Genomic DNA, 16,426 nt, shown 5'->3' on the forward strand with positions numbered 1-16,426 from the left:
GCCTCCGGACCGGCCTCACTCCACGGTCACGGACTTGGCGAGGTTGCGCGGCTTGTCGATGTCCCGGCCCAGCACCAGAGCCGTGTGGTAGGCCAGCAGCTGCAGCGGGATGCCCATCAGCACCGGGTCCAGTTCCACCTCGTTGCGCGGCACCACGATCGTGTCGTCCGCCTTCTCCTGCTCCTGGTGCGCCACCGCGAGGATGCGGCCGGAGCGCGCCTTGATCTCCTCCAGCGTGGCGCGGTTCTTCTCCAGCAGATCGTCGTCGGGGACGATCGCCACCGTCGGCACCGCGGGCTCGATGAGCGCCAGCGGGCCGTGCTTGAGCTCGGAGGCCGGATAGGCCTCGGCGTGGATGTAGGAGACCTCCTTGAGCTTGAGCGACGCCTCCTTGGCCACCGGGAAGCCGCGCACCCGTCCGACGAACATCATGCTCTTGGCGTTCGCGAACTCCTCGGCGATCTTGGCGATGCGGGGCTCGTCGGCGAGGATCTCCTCGATCTGCCCCGGCAGCTTCCGCAGCCCGTCGATGATCCGCTTGCCGTCGGCGACCGACAGGTCACGGATCCGGCCGAGGTGCAGGGCCAGCAGCGCGAACGCCACCGCGGTGTTGGTGAAGCACTTGGTGGACACCACGCAGACCTCCGGGCCGGCGTGCACGTACACCCCGCCGTCCGTCTCGCGCGCGATGGCGCTGCCCACCACGTTCACCACGCCCAGCACCCGCGCGCCCTTGCGCTTGAGCTCCTGGACGGCGGCCAGGGTGTCGTAGGTCTCGCCCGACTGGCTGACCGCGATGTAGAGGGTGTCCGGCTCGACGACCGCGTTGCGGTAGCGGAATTCGCTGGCGGGCTCGGCGTCCGCGGGGATGCGGGCGAGCTCCTCGATCAGCTGCGCGCCGATCTGGCCCGCGTGGTACGCCGAGCCGCAGCCGAGGATCTTCACCCGGCGCATGGTCCGCGCCTCGCGCGGGTCCAGGTTGAGGCCGCCGAGCCGCACGGTGGCGAAGCGGTCGTCGATCCGGCCGCGCAGCACGCGGTCCACCGCGTCGGCCTGCTCGGCGATCTCCTTGTGCATGTAGGTGTCGTGGCCGCCCATGTCGTAGCTCTCGGCCTCCCACTCCACGGTGGTGGGCGAGGCGGAGGTGCGGCTGCCGTCGGTGGTGTACGTGCGGTAGTCGTCGGCCTTGATGGTGGCCATCTCGCCGTCGTCCAGAGTGATGACCTGGCGGGTGTGGCTGATCAGCGCGGCCACGTCGGAGGCGACGAACATCTCCTTCTCCCCGATGCCCAGCACGACCGGGGAACCGTTGCGGGCCACCACGATGCGGTCGGGGAAGTCGGCGTGCAGGACGGCGATGCCGTAGGTGCCCTCGACGTACCGCAGCGCCTCGCGGACCTTGTCCTCCAGCTTCTCCCCCCGGGAACGGGCGATCAGGTGGGCCAGCACCTCGGTGTCGGTCTCGGAGACCAGCTCGGTGCCGTCGGCGGTGAGCTTGGCGCGCAGCTCGGAGGAGTTGTCGATGATGCCGTTGTGGACGACGGCGACCTTGCCCTCGGCGTCCTGGTGCGGGTGGGCGTTCACGTCATTGGGGGCGCCGTGGGTGGCCCAGCGGGTGTGCGCGATGCCGCAGGTGCCGGAGAACCGCGCGGGTACCTTCTCCTCCAGGTCGCGGACCCGGCCCTTGTTCTTGACGGTTTTCAGCCCGCCGCCCTTGCCGCTGCTGTGGATGGCGATGCCCGCGGAGTCGTAGCCGCGGTACTCCAGCCGCTGCAGCCCCTCCAGGAGGAGAGGGGCGACGTCACGCCTGCCGATGTATCCCACGATCCCGCACATGCTGGTTCCTCCTGGTGCTTGTCTTGCTCTTCGGTTCCCGGGGGGCGCCCGCCCCGCTGCTCGCCGGCGGGGCTCGCCCGCCCTGCCGGCACCGGCTCCTGACCGGTCAGCCGTAGACGATCCGGCGCAGCTGCCGCTGGGACAGCTCCGGCGGCGCCACCGCCCGGTGCGGCAGTTCCTCCGCGATCCGCTGGAAGATCCCCGCGTTCGTCAGCCCTCCGGACTGCAGCTCGCGGTGTCTCCTGCGGACGAACTCCTCGGTCGTCTCGTCGAAGTACGCCAGCACGTCGAGCACCACCCGGGCAGCCTCCCCGCGTCCCAGCGGGGTGCTGCGCACCAGATGGTCCACGAGGTCCTCATGGGGCGTACGACGTTCGAGCACCTCTTGATACTGCGGAGGCAAGACCCTTTTCGCAACAATCCTGCCCGATATCGGGCAGGGGCGTGTCGAACAGGGGTCTGCGACGATGCGCCTACCCCGACCCGCCCGGCTCACGCTCCGGGGCGGGGACAGCGGACTCGGTGGTCAGAGACGGTCGAGAACCGCCTTCTTCGCCGGCTGCCGCGCCACCCGGCTTCTTTTCCTCCCGCCCTCCTCCAGGAACCGCGCCCGCTCACACCCCGGGTCCGGGGTGTGAGCGGGCGCGGCGGGCGGCTGTTTCCGGATCAGGGCTGGAAGGGCATCGTCCAGCAGTTGGACAGGACGGGGCGTCCCGAGAGCCGGTCGGTCATCCAGGAGATCGCGTCGCCCTGGTCGGTGAGGAGAGGGACCAGGTGATTGGTGAGGATCTTGTTGCCGAGGTTCGGCAGCACGATGGCCTCGTAGGTGACGTTGGCCCCCTTGCGGCACCAGTCCACGGCCAGCCGGCGGGACTGGTGGTGCGGAACGATGTCGTCCCGGATGCCACTGGCCACGCGCACCGGGCCCGCGGGCCTGAGGTTGCCGATGCGCTGCCGGTCGAGCGCGGCCCGCGCCTTGGGGTCGGCGGCGATGATGTCGCCGAGAGACGCGCCGCCGGTGACCCACTTGTTGCTCTTGGTGAAGCCGTAGCCGAAGATCGCGTCGCCGACGCACATGGTGGACAGGTCCTCCAGTGCCGCCCGGCCGGTGTCGTTGATGTTGGCCTCGACGACCTCCCGCAGATCGGGGTCGGACTGGGCGAAGCCGTTGACCGACCAGCCCAGCGCCCCGACCAGGGCACTGCCGTCGATGCCCTTCATCACCTCGGTCAGGTCGGCAGGAGGCGCGCCCGCGTACGTGCCGGCCAGCTTGATCTCGGGCGCGTAGGAGGGCTGCAGTTCGGCGGCCGACGCGCTGGCCCCGCCGCCCTGGCTGTAGCCGTACAGGCCGATGCGCGAATCCCGGGTGATCGAGGCACCGGGCACGGAGTGCGCCGCACGGACGGCGTCCAGCAGGGCGTGCCCCTGGTCGAGACGGTTGACGTAGGTGTGCAGCCGGTCCGTCGTGCCGAGGCCGACGTAGTCGGTGACGACGACCGCCGCACCGGCGGAGAGCAGCCGGTAGATCGCCAGCACCTCGTAGCCGACCGAGACGGTCTCACCCGTCAGCGTCAGCGGGTGCTGCAGCGCGAAGGACGGCGCGCACTGGTCACCCTGGCCCATGGTGCCGGAGGCCAGCGCCACCAGCGGGCGGTGACCTCCGCCCCGCCAGGAGGCCGAGGGCTCGATGTAGGCGCCGGTCACCGCGACCGGCCGCCCGGCCGAGTCGGTGGACTTGTACATCAGCCGGGTCGCCGTGCCCGGCAGCCGGCGGCCGTCCAGTCCGGGGAGGCTCAGGCCCAGTGGCAAGGGTTCGGTGCGGATCACCTCGCCGTTGGCGGAGGGCAGTTCGGCGGGCGGGTCGTAGAACGCGGGGATGGGCACGCCCCGGGAGGTCCCGGACGCGGACTGCTCGTCGGCGGCGGTGGCCACCGGAGCGGCGGCCAGGCCCAGGCAGAGCGCGGTGGCCACCGCGACGGCCACGCGTCCGGCGCGGCGCGGTCCACAACGCCGGTGGAGGGGTGTGGGGGGGATGGAACTCGAACGGGCTCTCGTGCGGCTCACGGCTCACTCCTCGTTCTGCTCCGATGCAGGTGAGCGCAAGCTAGCAGCGCCTCGGCGAGCAAGTAACCCGTCGGTAAGTTACGCAACGGTAACTACCGTCGCCCCTCCCCCACGACCCACCGCCCGGCGCCGGCCCTCCTCCCGGCCCCCTCAAGCACATCCGTGCCGCTTGGCGACGGCACCCAGGTACTCCTCCGTCAGGGCCTTCACCAACTCCCGCTCCTCATCGATTGCCGAGCCGCCTTCGGCGTCGAAGTACTTGATGTTCACCTGCAGCACCGCCTCCTCCCCGCGCGCGGGGCACATGGCCCGCGACAGAGAACCGTTGTGGCCCAGCACGGCAGGCTCCCCTCCGATCAGAACTTCACCCGGCACCGAAATCCCGTAAGCACCTGGAGCGAATTCGTAGGTCTCCACGACAGTCCTGTTGAGCGAGGGAAAATACTTGGCGACAAAAGAAAGAGCAACCTCCCGGTCCACGGAGATCCTGCAGAACTCGACGATCTCCTCGACCTCAGGGGACGTCTGAGGCTCATATTGCTCCAGGTCACGCCCTGGAGGGAGAAGCGGGGCAAGCGCTGCAGGAGAAACGTTCACTCCGCACACCTCTTCCGGAGCCGAGTACCGCGCAACTCCCGACTCCCAGCGAGAGAAAACTACCACGAGAACCCAGACAGTCACGACTCCCAGGATGACCCAGGCAAACCGCCTCAACCCAAAATTGCGAACATCCTCGTTCACCACAGGCCGGTTCACAATATACGGAATCTCTTTATCACCCATGATTCGACCCACGACCTGTTCATCGGCTCTTCACATCAAGCTTGACTTCCCTTATTGGTCCAGCATCAGGAAGAGGGAGTGTTACTTCTGGCCCCTTTGACACCGTCATTGGCTGCTTCTCTCAGCGCCTGCGCCACCTCTGACGTCCAGATATCGCCACTCATGGAGTAGCCTTCCGGAGGCTCCGGGTTCAAAGCAGTCCATTGCGTCGCGTACACATTGAGATACACGTTGCCCTCGTCATAATACTCATTCCGCTGAGACTCGCTCTCAGCAGCTGCGCGTCCGTTCTCGTATGCCACCCAACGGCTGGTTGCCTGATCGAGCCCATGCTGAATCTGAGTGCCCACATATGGGAAGTCACCCAACACGGCACTGCCCAAGTTGTAGAAGTTCTTCCCTGTCCAGGAACTGTCATCCTTGTCGATTTCCAGCGCAGCATGTCGCCCATACTCAAGGAATCCGATACTACGCCCCACATCGTCGAGCATCCAGTGCGGTTCTCCTGTCTCATCGCCATGGACCCACTCCACATACTCCGGAATCATGCCGACCTGCACAATGCGGTAGGCATCCGGGTCTCTGGCGATCTGAGCATTCACACCGGCGAGGTGACGGGGATGGATCGGAAGGTCCGATCCCGAGTAGGTCCGGGCAGTTTCGAACACCTCACCGCTGTGGTGGGCGAAAATCCTTGCCATGGGCACACGGAACTCCGGAGGGAAGTCATTCCCCAGGCCATAGCCAATGGACAGAAGCCTGTCCCGGACTTCCGCATGCGCGGATCCGGTCTCAGCAGGAACAGAATTCGGGACATTGGGGTCGCTCCCCATGGCCGCAGCCGCCATAGCCTCTCCGATAGCTTCTCTGGCTGCGAAGCCGCTCCCCTCCACCGCTTCACCGCCGGGACTGCCGTACTCCCGCTCCATGACGTGCTTCGCGTAGTCCTGCGGCTCTGTGACGCCGAAGAACTCCGTCGCCGCTTCGGGCTGCCTGCTCATGGCCTTCATGAGGCCGGTCATGGGATCGTAGTGGACTTCATCATGCAGCAGAGTTTCGTAGAGCCCCATACCCGTCGGCTCTCTCCACAGAGCGGCTTCCGGGTCCCTCTTCTCGAAATCGACCAAGGCTGCACCGTAGGCGACCAGGAAGTCTTCGTTGTAGTCACCGTGATTCAGCAGGTCACTGATGACCTGAAACCCTCGAAGGCTCAGCGGGTCCCCCGGAGCAACCGGGTCACCGGCCACATCGAACAGTCTCTCCTGCCATCCGTTCATGGCCGGAAGGTCGCTACGAGTGGCCTCTCCGAGGGCGACCCCCAGGAACTCCCTCACATCTCGCAGCACATCGAGACGTTCCCCGCCCGGCAGGTCGGGGTGGCGTGGTTCGTCCATCATCCTGGACCAGAACTGCACAAGCCCTTCAGGCCCCAGAGTGTCAGCCAGGTGCACAGCGAAGTACTCGTTGTTCCTCTGCCGTTCCAGCAGATCCCGGAGACGGCCCAGCTCACTGTCCGTGAGATAGGTCTTCTCCAAGAGTTCCACGGCTTCACGCACAGCCGCACGCCCCTGTTCGGCTTCCGCGCTTTCAAGACCTCCGTGGGTGCCGGGTGAGAAGCGACTGTGGTCGTCGCCGACCAGCTCGTACAACGCACGCGCAATGGTGGCGTCCGCCTCGGCGGACGCTGTCAGCACCGCCTCCACGCGCGATGCGAGACCGTGCGTGGCTTCCTGTGCGCGCTGGTAGCCCGTTTCCTCGGCCGTCCCTTCCCTGAGGAACTCGGAGCGCACGACAACCCGGCCGTCCGGCTCGATCCGCAAACCCAGCTGCCGGGCGTCCTCTTCCAGTTTCCGCAAGGCGTCCCGGTAACCGTGCTGGGCCTCGTACAGATCTTCCAGCAGTCTGTGAATGCCCAGGGCCTTCTCTTCCGCGTACCGGAACTGCAGAGCGGTCGTGATGACGAACGGCCGCGAGACGTCCGCGTTGGCGCCCGCCCAGTCCGCTCTCCTGCTTTTCGCCAGCATCCCCGTGCGGGCTTCCTCGGCCAGTTCACCGAGGGCCCTCGCCGTGACCCGCCAGTCTTCCACCGCTTCGGCCAGAGAGCTCAGACTCAGGTGGTACAGCTGTTCATATGTGGGCACAGTTCTCCCCTTTCTGCCTCTGCGAGCGCGATCACGACATTCCCTTGATGCGCGAGATGTCCGCCTCTTCCCCAGCAGGCAACCCCGCTTCGTCAGCAGAAGAGGTCAGCCCCGCCGCAGCCAGCAAGCGAGGGGAGATGCCCAGCAGGCCGGCCCCCACCTGCTGGAGATGCGCCACGATGTCGTGCTCCTGAGCAGCATGGGCCGAAACGGTGTATCCGAGGTGCTGCTCGATGCGCTCGCAGTCCTGCTGCAGACTCACAGCCTGACGGGCGAACGCCTGCGCTACGTGCTGAAGGACGCGGCCACTCGCCATGCCGCCGGTCATCAACTCCCCCGCGGCCCGGACACTGCTTGTTGTCGGCTGTGTCGCTTCCGGGACCACGCGGGTGCGCAGGCCGTGGGCGTCCTCACCGATCGCACCGAGTGCGGCGTCGTCAATGACGAGATCCGGCTCGGAGCCACCCCCGGGGATGGGCGTCACGCCTCCGTAGCCGTCGTCGATGCCATTGAGCCGCGTCCCGGTGTGTTCGTCGCTACCTGTCATGTCCCGCCCCCCTTCTTCCACCCTCACGGCGGAAGACTCTACCGTCGGCGGATCCGGGTGGTGACGGAAGGGCAACTCCTTGTTACTCAGGCGCGCCTCCTGCCCTCACTCGCTCACGGTCGTGAAGGGCCTGCCTCCTCAAGGCTTCCGGCCGAGGCGCCGGAGTGGCCGGGCGAGCCGGCGGAGGCGCCACGGGGTCAGGCTGAAGGCGAGAAGGCCGGTCAGCAGAAGCACCGCGGACACCAGCGCTCCGAGCGGGTTCTCGGTCACCGGGGCCCGCGTCATGTCCCACCAGGGGTACGTACCGCCCGCGTCATCGAACCCCCAGTAGGTGACAGCACACAGCACGATGCCCGGGAGCACCCAGGCCTGCCGCCAGCCCAGCGCGCGGCCTCCCAGGAGCCCGAGCCCTGCCCAGCCGGGCAGCGCCACCGCCATCGCTCCCAGCACCCGCCCTTCCACCGCGACGGCGGCGATGCCCAGGAAGAGCAGAACACTCGCGCCCCACAGCCCGGCCAGCCGCAGACCTCGGCTCCGGTGAAAGCGGGAGGATCCGAGCGCCTCAAGTTCGGCCATCGGGCTGCGCAGCGCCAGCAGCGGCAGGACTCCGGCGAACATCGCGAAGACCCGCCAGCCCGGAGAGCCCGCCGACCCATCGCCCGCCGCGGTGGGCAGCGGTGCCGACCGGCCCCCCAGCCATGCGACAGCGACTGCTGTCAGCACGGCGCCCACAAGCACGGCTCCCGGCCGGTACACCCCGCCGGGCGGCCGGAACCGTCTCCGTGTCCCGGATGCGTTCCGCCCTGTCTCCCGCAGCTCCTCGGAGGCGGTGCCGGCGGCCTCAGCCACAGTAGGTCTCCTTCACCCGGCTCACGGTGTCCTGCGCCCACCGGACCTGTTCCGTCTCGGGCCTGTCCGTCATCGCCATGCCCTGCCTGATGGCCTCGGACTGCTGCTCACTGAGCCCGCTCTCGGTGTACAGGGGGTCCCCGCCTCCCGCCAAACGCTTCTCCAGCCAGCGCTCAAGAGCGAGCAGGGAGGGATCGTCGGCGCGGAAGTACGCGTCCCAGTCGCAGCCCTCGAAGATCTCTCGCGTCACGGCCCGGGCGACGCCGTCGGCCAGCGGCCACACGGACCCGCCGTGCACGGTGAAGTCACCGGCCCAGCCCTCGCGCCCCTGGTCGACAAGGCCGAAGGAATGCACCGTGGCCGGCATGTCGACGCCTTCCGGCAGAGCGTCCACCCGCTCCAGGACCTCCTCCGCCAGCGCAAGGTACTTCTCCTCCTCGGGCCATAGACAGATGGTGGTGCGACCCGTCACGCAGAGCGCCGACGGCGAGCCGTGCCGCTCCCCGATGACCGGGAGACCGGCCACCACGACGCTGAGCACCACCGCTCCGGCCACCGCCGCCCAGGGCAGGGCAGCCTTCCGGCGTGCCGGCGGACCGAAGGGCAGCCACAGACACACGGCCAGCAGCAGCACCGCGGTCACGGCCCGGAGAGCAAGCAGCGGCAGATCGGGCTCCAGCCGCGCCGGTCCGCTCACCACGGAGAGCTCCGACTCGACGGCCAGGACGACCAGCAGCCAGCCGAACGCACCCGCGAGCGGGCCCCAGCGGTTCGGCATCAGCCGCCCGATGACCCAGCCCCAGCCGCACGCGAGCAGCAGGGCCGCCGCCCCCAGCAACAGATAGCCGAGATAGAGATGCAAGCCGGCGGGCCAGGTACGCGCCGTCACGAAGAAGCAGACGGCCTGACCGATGAGATAGGGCAAAAGGACGATGCCCAGCACCACTGCCATCCGCGGCAGTTCGGCCCGGTGCGCGGGCCTGGGCATGGCGCTCAGCAGTTCGGCTGTCGAGGCGGGTCGCCGCAGCCCGGCCGCCCATGCGGCGGCTCCGGCGGCGAAGATTCCGAGGAAGACCACGGGGAGTTGTCCGGCCGCCCCGGTGTCCCCCCACAGACCGTGCCAGTAGGGGTCCCGGGTGAGGATCACGGCCAGGTCGAGTACCACCAGGGGAAGCAGCAGCCACCGCAAAGGGGTGGAACGGGCGTGGAGAAGAAGAGCTCTCACAGCGTGCGTTCCTCTTCCGGGAGGAGCTCCATGTAGGCACGCTCGAGCGGCGTGTGGCCGGGGAGACCGTCACATGCCCGGGCCTCCATGTCGGCCACACTCCCGTCGAAGCGGAGCCGGCCGCCGTGCAGGACGACCACCCGGTCGCACGCGGCAGCGACATCGTCGATGAGGTGAGTGCTCAGCAGCACCGTGGTGTCCGGGAGGCCGGTGACAATACGCCGGAACTGGAGGCGCTGGCGCGGGTCGAGCCCTGCCGTGGGCTCATCGAGGATCACCAACCCCGGTGCCCCGACAACGGCCCAGGCGATACCGGCCCGCCGGCGCATCCCGCCCGAGAGCCGGGAGAGCCTGTCCCGGCGGCGGTCCACGAGGTCCACGTGCCGCAGCGCCTCCTCGACGGCCCGGGGGCAGTCCCGGGCCGGGATTTCCCGCAGCCACGCGGCGTACTCCACGAAGTCGCCCACGCGCATCCCTGGGTCCCAGCCGAACGCCTGGGGCAGATAGCCGATCTGCCGTCTGACCCGGCGTGCCGTCCTCTCGTCGGACACAACCGTGTCGCCAATGGTGACGGTTCCCTCGATGGGCGGCTGCACCGTGGCCAGGGTGCGCATGAGGGTCGTCTTTCCGGCACCGTTGGGACCGAGAAGCGCTGTCACCCCGGGCCCGAGGGCCAGATCCAGTCCGTCGAGGACGAGACGCCCCCGGTATCCCTGACGCACACCGGACAAATGAGCGCGCATGAGTTCCTTCTGCTCCAGGAGTGCCCACACTGACGGACGGTCTTCCGTGCCGGCTGAGAGTCACTGCCGGAAGCGCGCAGTGCCGCGGTCACGCCCGACGTCGAGTCGGATCGCCATGAGCCCGGTTCTTTCAGCGCCGCGGTACTTCGTGTGACCTGCCGCCGGTGGCTTCGATGTCACTGGGAGCCAACCACCCCCGTCACCACACGTCAACGCGACCTCTTCGGGCAGCTGCGGGGGTGATCGTTTACCGGCCAACTTCTGCAGAGCGCAAAGGAATTGCGGCAGCGGCGTCTCCCGGCGGTGGAAACAGCGCTCCGCGCGGTGACGGCAGGCGGACGTGCCTGTCACCGCGCGGAGGGCGGGGGGTGGAGGAGCTGGCGCGGAGCCAGGAGAGGTCAGGCGACGCCGAGTTCGCGGGAGATGAGCATGCGCTGGACCTCGCTGGTGCCCTCGCCGATCTCCAGGATCTTGCTGTCCCGCCACATGCGGGCGACGGGGTACTCGTTCATGAAGCCGTAGCCGCCGTGGATCTGGGTGGCCTCGCGGGCGTTGGTCACCGCGCTCTCCGAGGAGTACAGCTTGGCGATGGCCGCCTGCTTCTTGAACCGCTCGCCGGCCATCAGCCGGGAGGCGGCGTCCCGCCAGGCGATGCGGGAGGTGTGGGCGCGCATCTCCATGTCGGCCAGCTTGAACTGGATGGCCTGGTTGGCCCCGATGGGCCTGCCGAAGGCCTGGCGTTCCCCGGCGTAGCGGACGGACTCGTCCACGCAGCCCTGGGCCAGCCCGGTGGCCAGTGCGGAGATCGCGATCCGGCCCTCGTCGAGGATGCGCAGGAACTGGGCGTAGCCGCGGCCCTCCTCGCCCAGCAGGTTGGCCGCCGGGACGCGGACGTCGGCGAAGGACAGTTCGCGGGTGTCCGAGGCGTTCCAGCCGACCTTGGAGTAGGGGGCGGCGACGGTGAAGCCGGGAGTGCCCGAGGGCACGATGATGCTGGAGATCTCCGGGGCACCGTCCGGTTTGCGGCCGGTGACGGCGGTGACGGTCACCAGGCCGGTGATGTCGGTGCCGGAGTTGGTGATGAAGCTCTTGGTGCCGTTGATGACCCACTCGTCGCCGTCCCGGACCGCGGTGGTGCGGGTGCCGCCGGCGTCCGAGCCGCACTCCGGCTCGGTCAGTCCGAAGGCACCCAGGATCTCCCCGGAGCACAGCCGGGGCAGCCACTCGCGCTTCTGCTCCTCGGTGCCGAACCGGTGGACGGGCATGGCCCCCAGCGAGACACCGGCTTCCAGGGTGATGGCCACCGAGGAGTCCACCCGGGCCAGTTCCTCCAGGGCCAGGCACAGCGCGAGGTAGTCGCCGCCCATGCCTCCGTACTCCTCGGGGAACGGCAGCCCGAACAGGCCCATGCGGCCCATCTCGCGGACGATCTCGTAGGGGAACTCGTGGTTCTCGTAGAACTCGCCGATCTTCGGGGCGACCACGTCGTGGGCGAACGCCTCGACGGTGCGCCGCAGTTCCTCGTGCTCGGGGGTCAGCCTGTGGTCCAGGGACATGGTCAGGACTCCTTGTGGGAGAGCGCGCGTACGGTACGGGACGGGCTGGGCCGGCCCAATTGCCCGGCCATCCACGCGCTGGTGGCGGTGAGACGGCCGAGATCGACTCCGGTGGAGATGCCCAGGCCCTGGAGCATCCACAGCAGGTCTTCGGTGGCGAGGTTGCCGGTGGCGCTGCGGGCGTACGGGCAGCCGCCGAGCCCGCCGGCGGAGGCGTCCACGGTGGTGACGCCGTGCCGGAGGGCGGTGAGGGTGTTGGACAGCGCCTGGCCATAGGTGTCGTGGAAGTGGACGGCCAGGGCGGAGGTGGGGACGCCGGCCTCGTTCAGGGACGTCAGGAGTGCCGTGACGTGTCCGGGGGTGGCGACGCCGATGGTGTCGCCCAGGCTCAGTTCCGTGCAGCCCATGTCCCTCAGGCGGCGGCAGACGGCGGTGACCTGCGGAAGGGGCACCGCTCCCTCCCAGGGGTCGCCGAAGCACATGGAGAGGTAGCCGCGCACGTTGACCCCCGCCCCGGCGGCCCGGGCGATGACGGGCTCGAACATGGCGAGCGCCTCGTCGACGGTGCGGTTGAGGTTGGCCCTGGCGAACGACTCGGTGGCGCTGGCGAAGACGGCGACCTCCGTGACGCCCAGCTCAAGGGCCCGCTCCAGGCCCTTCTCGTTGGGGACCAGCACGGGCAGCCGGACGCCGGTGAGGTCGTCGAGCATCGGCATCAGCCGCGCGGCGTCGGCGAGCTGCGGAACCCAGCGGGGGTGGACGAAGCTGGTGGCCTCGATCGTGGTGAGCCCGGCCGCGGCCAGCCGGTGGATGAACTCGGCCTTGGTCTCGACGGGCACCACGGTCTGCTCGTTCTGCAGGCCGTCGCGGGGGCCGACCTCGTGGATCCGGACCCGCTCGGGCAGGCCGTCGGCTCGGACCCGCATGGGCAGGTCGTCGGTCATGGCGTTGCCTCCTTGTCCCCCTCGGTCTCCTCCGGGTGCGGGGTGACGACGGCCAGCACCTGGTCCATGGCGACCGGCGCCCCGGCGGTCACCCCCAGTTCGGTGACGGTTCCGGCGTGCGGGGCGGCGATGACGTGCTCCATCTTCATGGCCTCGACCACCAGCAGGCTCTGGCCGGCGGTCACCTCGTCGCCGGCCGCCACCTTGATCAGGGTGACCGTGCCGGGCATGGGGGCGGTCAGCGCGTCGGCACCGGCCGCGGCGGCCGATCCGGCAAGGGAGAGCGGGTCGTGGTCCTGGACGTGCCAGCTCGTGCCGTCCCGGCCCAGCCAGCTGCTGCCCGCGTCGCGGGCCAGGTCGAAGGAGTGGCCGATGCCGTCCAGGGCCACCAGGACACGCCCGGGGCCGGTGGTGTCCAGGCGGGCGGGCACCGCGGCGGCGTCGCCGACGCGGACCTCGGCGGCGCGTGTGGTGCCGCGCAGCCGGACGGTGACCGGGTCGTGTCCGGGCACCTTCAGGTGGTGCTCGCTCCAGGCGGCGACGGATCCGAGCCGCCAGCCGGAGGGGACGGAGAACGGGTCGGTCCACTCCCCCGGCCGCCCGGCGGCCGCTTCCCGCTCCGCCTGCCGGAGCAGGGCCGCCGCGGCGTACACCTCGGCGGGGACGGTGTCCGGGACGAGCGTGGCGGCGACGCGGTCCACCAGGCCGGTGTCGAGGTCGCCGGAGCGCACCTCGGCCCGGTCCAGCAGGGCGCGCAGAAAGGCGGTGTTGGTGTCCACGCCCAGCACGGTGGTGCGGGCCAGGGCCGCGCGCAGCCTGCGCAGCGCGGTGGGCCGGTCGGGTCCGTGCGCGACGACCTTGGCCAGCATCGGGTCGTAGCCGGTGCCGACCTCGGTGCCCTCCATCAGGCCGGTGTCGACGCGGACGCCCTCGCCGTCGGCGTCCCGCAGCAGCAGCACGGTGCCGGCGGACGGCAGGAAGTCGACCCGGTCACCGGTCACCCGGGCGGTCTCGGCGCAGATCCGGGCCTCGACGGCGTGGCCGGTGCTGCCGATGTCGCGCTGGGTGAAGCCCAGCGGCTGGCCGGCAGCGGCGCGCAGCTGCCACTCGACGAGGTCCAGCCCGGTGATCATCTCGGTCACCGGGTGCTCCACCTGGAGACGGGTGTTCATCTCCATGAAGAAGTAGGTGCCGCGCTCGTCGCCGGGCACGATGAACTCGACGGTTCCGGCGCCGCGGTAGCCGCAGGAGCGGGCGGCCTGCACGGCGGCCTCGCCCATCGCGGCCCGGGTGTCCTCGTCCAGGAGCGGGCTGGGGGCCTCCTCGACGATCTTCTGGTGGCGGCGCTGCAGGGAGCACTCGCGCTCGCCGAGGTGGACGACGTTGCCGTGGGCGTCGGCCAGTACCTGGATCTCGATGTGCCGGGGGCGTTCGATCCAGCGTTCGACGAGGAGGGTGTCGTCGCCGAAGGCGGCCATCGCCTCGCGGCGGGCGGCGGCGATCTCCTCCTCCAGCCGGCTCGTCCGGTGGACCAGGCGCATGCCCTTGCCGCCGCCGCCCGCCGAGGGTTTCAGCAGTACGGGCATGCCCATCTCCCGGGCGGCATCGGCCAGCCCGCTGCCGGAGGAGCCCGGGACCACGGGTACGCCGGCGGCCGAGACCGTCTCCTTGGCGCGGATCTTGTCGCCCATGAGCTCGATGGCGTCGGCGGGCGGCCCGATGAAGACGAGGCCGGCACCGGTGACGGCCCGGGCGAACGCGGCGTTCTCGGCGAGGAAGCCGTAGCCGGGGTGGACGGCCTGGGCTCCGGTGGCCTCCGCGGCCGCCAGCAGGCGCTCGATGGACAGGTAGCTCTCGGCGGGCGCGGCCGGGCCGATCCGGACGGCCGTGTCGGCCTCCCGCACGTGCAGGGCGCCCGCGTCGGCGTCGCTGTACACGGCGACCGAGCGGATGCCGAGCCGGCGCAGGGTGCGGATGACGCGGACGGCGATCTCGCCGCGGTTGGCGACCAGGACGGTGTCGAACAGTCCGGAGCGGGGGGTCTGGGTGGTCATGGTGGAGGTTCCCTCACATCCGGAAGACGCCGTAGTGCGGCACGGCCGGGTCACGCTCGGGCAGCGGCGCGTTGCCGCAGGCGGTCAGGGCCAGCCCGAGGACGGTCCGGGTCTCCAGGGGGTCGATGACCCCGTCGTCCCAGAGGCGGGCGGTGGCGTAGTAGGCGTTGCCCTGGGTCTCGTACTGCTCGCGGATCGGCGCCTTGAACGCCTCCTCCTGGGCGGCGGGCCAGTCCTCGCCGCGCGCCTCGAGCTGGTCGCGTTTGACGGTGGCCAGCACGGAGGCGGCCTGTTCGCCGCCCATCACCGAGATCTTGGCGTTCGGCCACATCCACAGGAAGCGGGGGCCGTAGGCCCGGCCGCACATCGAGTAGTTGCCGGCGCCGTAGGAGCCGCCGATGACGACGGTCAGCTTGGGCACCCGGGTGCAGGCCACGGCCGTCACCATCTTGGCCCCGTGCTTGGCGATGCCGCCCGCCTCGTAGTCGCGGCCGACCATGAAGCCGGAGATGTTCTGCAGGAAGAGCAGCGGGACGCCGCGCTGGTCGCACAGCTCGATGAAGTGGGCGCCCTTCTGGGCGGACTCCCCGAACAGGATGCCGTTGTTGGCGACGATGCCGACCGGGTGGCCGTGGATACGGGCGAAGCCGGTGACCAGCGTGGTGCCGTACTCGGCCTTGAACTCGTGGAAGCGGGAGCCGTCCACCAGCCGGGCGATGACCTCGCGGACGTCGTAGGGGGTGCGGCTGTCGGCCGGGACCGCGCCGTACAGCCCGGCCGGGTCGACGCGTGGCTCCTCGACGGGGGCGGTGGTCCACGGCAGCACGCCGCGCGAGGGCAGGGTGGAGACGATGGTCCGCACGATCCGCAGCGCGTGCGCGTCGTCCTCGGCGAGGTGGTCGGTGACGCCGGAGGTCCTCGAGTGGACCTCGCCGCCGCCCAGCTCCTCGGCGGTGACGACCTCGCCGGTGGCGGCCTTCACCAGCGGCGGGCCGCCCAGGAAGATCGTGCCCTGGCCGCGGACGATGACGGCCTCGTCGCTCATGGCCGGGACGTAGGCACCGCCGGCGGTGCACGAACCGAGCACGGCGGCGATCTGCGGGATGCCCGCGCCGGACATCCGGGCCTGGTTGTAGAAGATCCGTCCGAAGTGCTCGCGGTCGGGGAAGACCTCGTCCTGCATCGGGAGGAAGGCGCCGCCGGAGTCCACCAGGTACAGGCACGGCAGCCGGTTCTCCAGCGCCACCTCCTGGGCCCGCAGGTGCTTCTTGACGGTCATCGGGTAGTAGGTGCCGCCCTTGACCGTGGCGTCGTTGGCCACCACGACGGTCTCCCGGCCGGAGACCCGGCCGATGCCGGCGATGACACCGGCCGCGGGCGCCTGCCCCCCGTACATGCCGTCGGCCGCCAGCGGAGCCAGCTCCAAGAAGGGGGAGCCGGGATCGAGCAGGGTGTCCACCCGCTCGCGCGGAAGGAGCTTGCCCCGGGCGGTGTGCCGGGCCCGCGCCCGTTCCCCGCCGCCGAGCCGGGCCGCCGCGAGTTTCTCCCGCAGTCGCGCCGCGAGCTCGCGGTGCGCGGCCTCGTTGGCCAGGTAGGCCTCCGACGCCGGATCGACGGTGCTGCTGAGCACCGGTGCCTGCCGCATGACCGTCCAGCCCTTTCGCCGTACTGATGCGTGCCGTGC

General features: G+C 70.0%; 13 protein-coding genes. All 13 read right to left on the minus strand.

Annotation, left to right across the window (positions count from 1 at the left end):
* Positions 1–15: 15 nt before the first annotated feature.
* The gene (gene glmS, locus ABD299_RS06165) at positions 16–1,836 is read right to left on the minus strand and encodes a glutamine--fructose-6-phosphate transaminase (isomerizing) (protein WP_344259480.1); all 1,821 of its coding nucleotides are present in this window, start codon (positions 1,834–1,836) and stop codon (positions 16–18) included.
* Positions 1,837–1,942: 106 nt separating this feature from the next.
* Positions 1,943–2,218 carry a hypothetical protein gene (locus ABD299_RS06170; RefSeq protein ID WP_344259481.1) on the minus strand — a complete coding sequence of 92 codons (276 nt, stop codon included), beginning with the start codon at positions 2,216–2,218 and terminating at the stop codon, positions 1,943–1,945.
* 284 nt (positions 2,219–2,502) lie between these two features.
* Positions 2,503–3,900 carry a lipase family protein gene (locus ABD299_RS06175; RefSeq protein WP_425581261.1) on the minus strand — a complete coding sequence of 466 codons (1,398 nt, stop codon included), beginning with the start codon at positions 3,898–3,900 and terminating at the stop codon, positions 2,503–2,505.
* Between the two features lie 150 nt (positions 3,901–4,050).
* Positions 4,051–4,695 (minus strand): hypothetical protein, encoded by a 645-nt coding sequence (locus tag ABD299_RS06180; protein WP_344259482.1) that lies wholly within the window; start codon positions 4,693–4,695, stop codon positions 4,051–4,053.
* Between the two features lie 53 nt (positions 4,696–4,748).
* Positions 4,749–6,824, minus strand: coding sequence for a DUF6571 family protein (locus ABD299_RS06185; RefSeq protein ID WP_344259483.1), 2,076 nt, complete (start codon positions 6,822–6,824; stop codon positions 4,749–4,751).
* Between the two features lie 31 nt (positions 6,825–6,855).
* Entirely contained in the window at positions 6,856–7,371 is a 516-nt protein-coding gene (locus ABD299_RS06190) for a hypothetical protein (protein WP_344259484.1), read from the minus strand.
* 138 nt (positions 7,372–7,509) lie between these two features.
* Complete coding sequence (locus ABD299_RS06195) at positions 7,510–8,220, minus strand: hypothetical protein (protein WP_344259485.1); 711 nt, start codon at positions 8,218–8,220, stop codon at positions 7,510–7,512.
* On the minus strand, positions 8,213–9,445 hold the full coding sequence (locus tag ABD299_RS06200) for a hypothetical protein (protein ID WP_344259486.1): 1,233 nt from the start codon (positions 9,443–9,445) through the stop codon (positions 8,213–8,215). The genes ABD299_RS06195 and ABD299_RS06200 overlap by 8 nt, the downstream gene beginning before the upstream one ends.
* Entirely contained in the window at positions 9,442–10,188 is a 747-nt protein-coding gene (locus tag ABD299_RS06205) for an ATP-binding cassette domain-containing protein (protein WP_344259487.1), read from the minus strand. The genes ABD299_RS06200 and ABD299_RS06205 overlap by 4 nt, the downstream gene beginning before the upstream one ends.
* A gap of 398 nt (positions 10,189–10,586) precedes the next feature.
* Complete coding sequence (locus tag ABD299_RS06210; RefSeq protein ID WP_344259488.1) at positions 10,587–11,744, minus strand: acyl-CoA dehydrogenase family protein; 1,158 nt, start codon at positions 11,742–11,744, stop codon at positions 10,587–10,589.
* Between the two features lie 2 nt (positions 11,745–11,746).
* Positions 11,747–12,688, minus strand: a complete 942-nt coding sequence (locus ABD299_RS06215) for a hydroxymethylglutaryl-CoA lyase (RefSeq protein ID WP_344259489.1) — start codon at positions 12,686–12,688, stop codon at positions 11,747–11,749.
* Entirely contained in the window at positions 12,685–14,742 is a 2,058-nt protein-coding gene (locus ABD299_RS06220) for an acetyl/propionyl/methylcrotonyl-CoA carboxylase subunit alpha (protein ID WP_344259490.1), read from the minus strand. Before ABD299_RS06220 ends, ABD299_RS06215 begins: the two co-directional genes overlap by 4 nt.
* Before the next feature lie 13 nt (positions 14,743–14,755).
* Positions 14,756–16,387: a carboxyl transferase domain-containing protein gene (locus ABD299_RS06225; RefSeq protein ID WP_344259491.1), complete on the minus strand. Its 1,632-nt coding sequence runs from the start codon at positions 16,385–16,387 to the stop codon at positions 14,756–14,758.
* Positions 16,388–16,426 lie beyond the last annotated feature (39 nt).

This window comes from Streptomyces sodiiphilus (genome assembly GCF_039529215.1).
Classification (GTDB): domain Bacteria; phylum Actinomycetota; class Actinomycetes; order Streptomycetales; family Streptomycetaceae; genus Streptomyces; species Streptomyces sodiiphilus.

Bases quoted from the DNA above. Each gene is read 5' to 3' on its own strand.
- glmS (WP_344259480.1), bottom strand. From the start codon at position 1,836: ATGTGCGGGATCGTGGGATACATCGGCAGGCGTGACGTCGCCCCTCTC.
- ABD299_RS06190 (WP_344259484.1), bottom strand. From the start codon at position 7,371: ATGACAGGTAGCGACGAACACACCGGGACGCGGCTCAATGGCATCGAC.
- ABD299_RS06205 (WP_344259487.1), bottom strand. From the start codon at position 10,188: ATGCGCGCTCATTTGTCCGGTGTGCGTCAGGGATACCGGGGGCGTCTC.
- ABD299_RS06210 (WP_344259488.1), bottom strand. From the start codon at position 11,744: ATGTCCCTGGACCACAGGCTGACCCCCGAGCACGAGGAACTGCGGCGC.
- ABD299_RS06215 (WP_344259489.1), bottom strand. From the start codon at position 12,688: ATGACCGACGACCTGCCCATGCGGGTCCGAGCCGACGGCCTGCCCGAG.
- ABD299_RS06220 (WP_344259490.1), bottom strand. From the start codon at position 14,742: ATGACCACCCAGACCCCCCGCTCCGGACTGTTCGACACCGTCCTGGTC.
- ABD299_RS06225 (WP_344259491.1), bottom strand. From the start codon at position 16,387: ATGCGGCAGGCACCGGTGCTCAGCAGCACCGTCGATCCGGCGTCGGAG.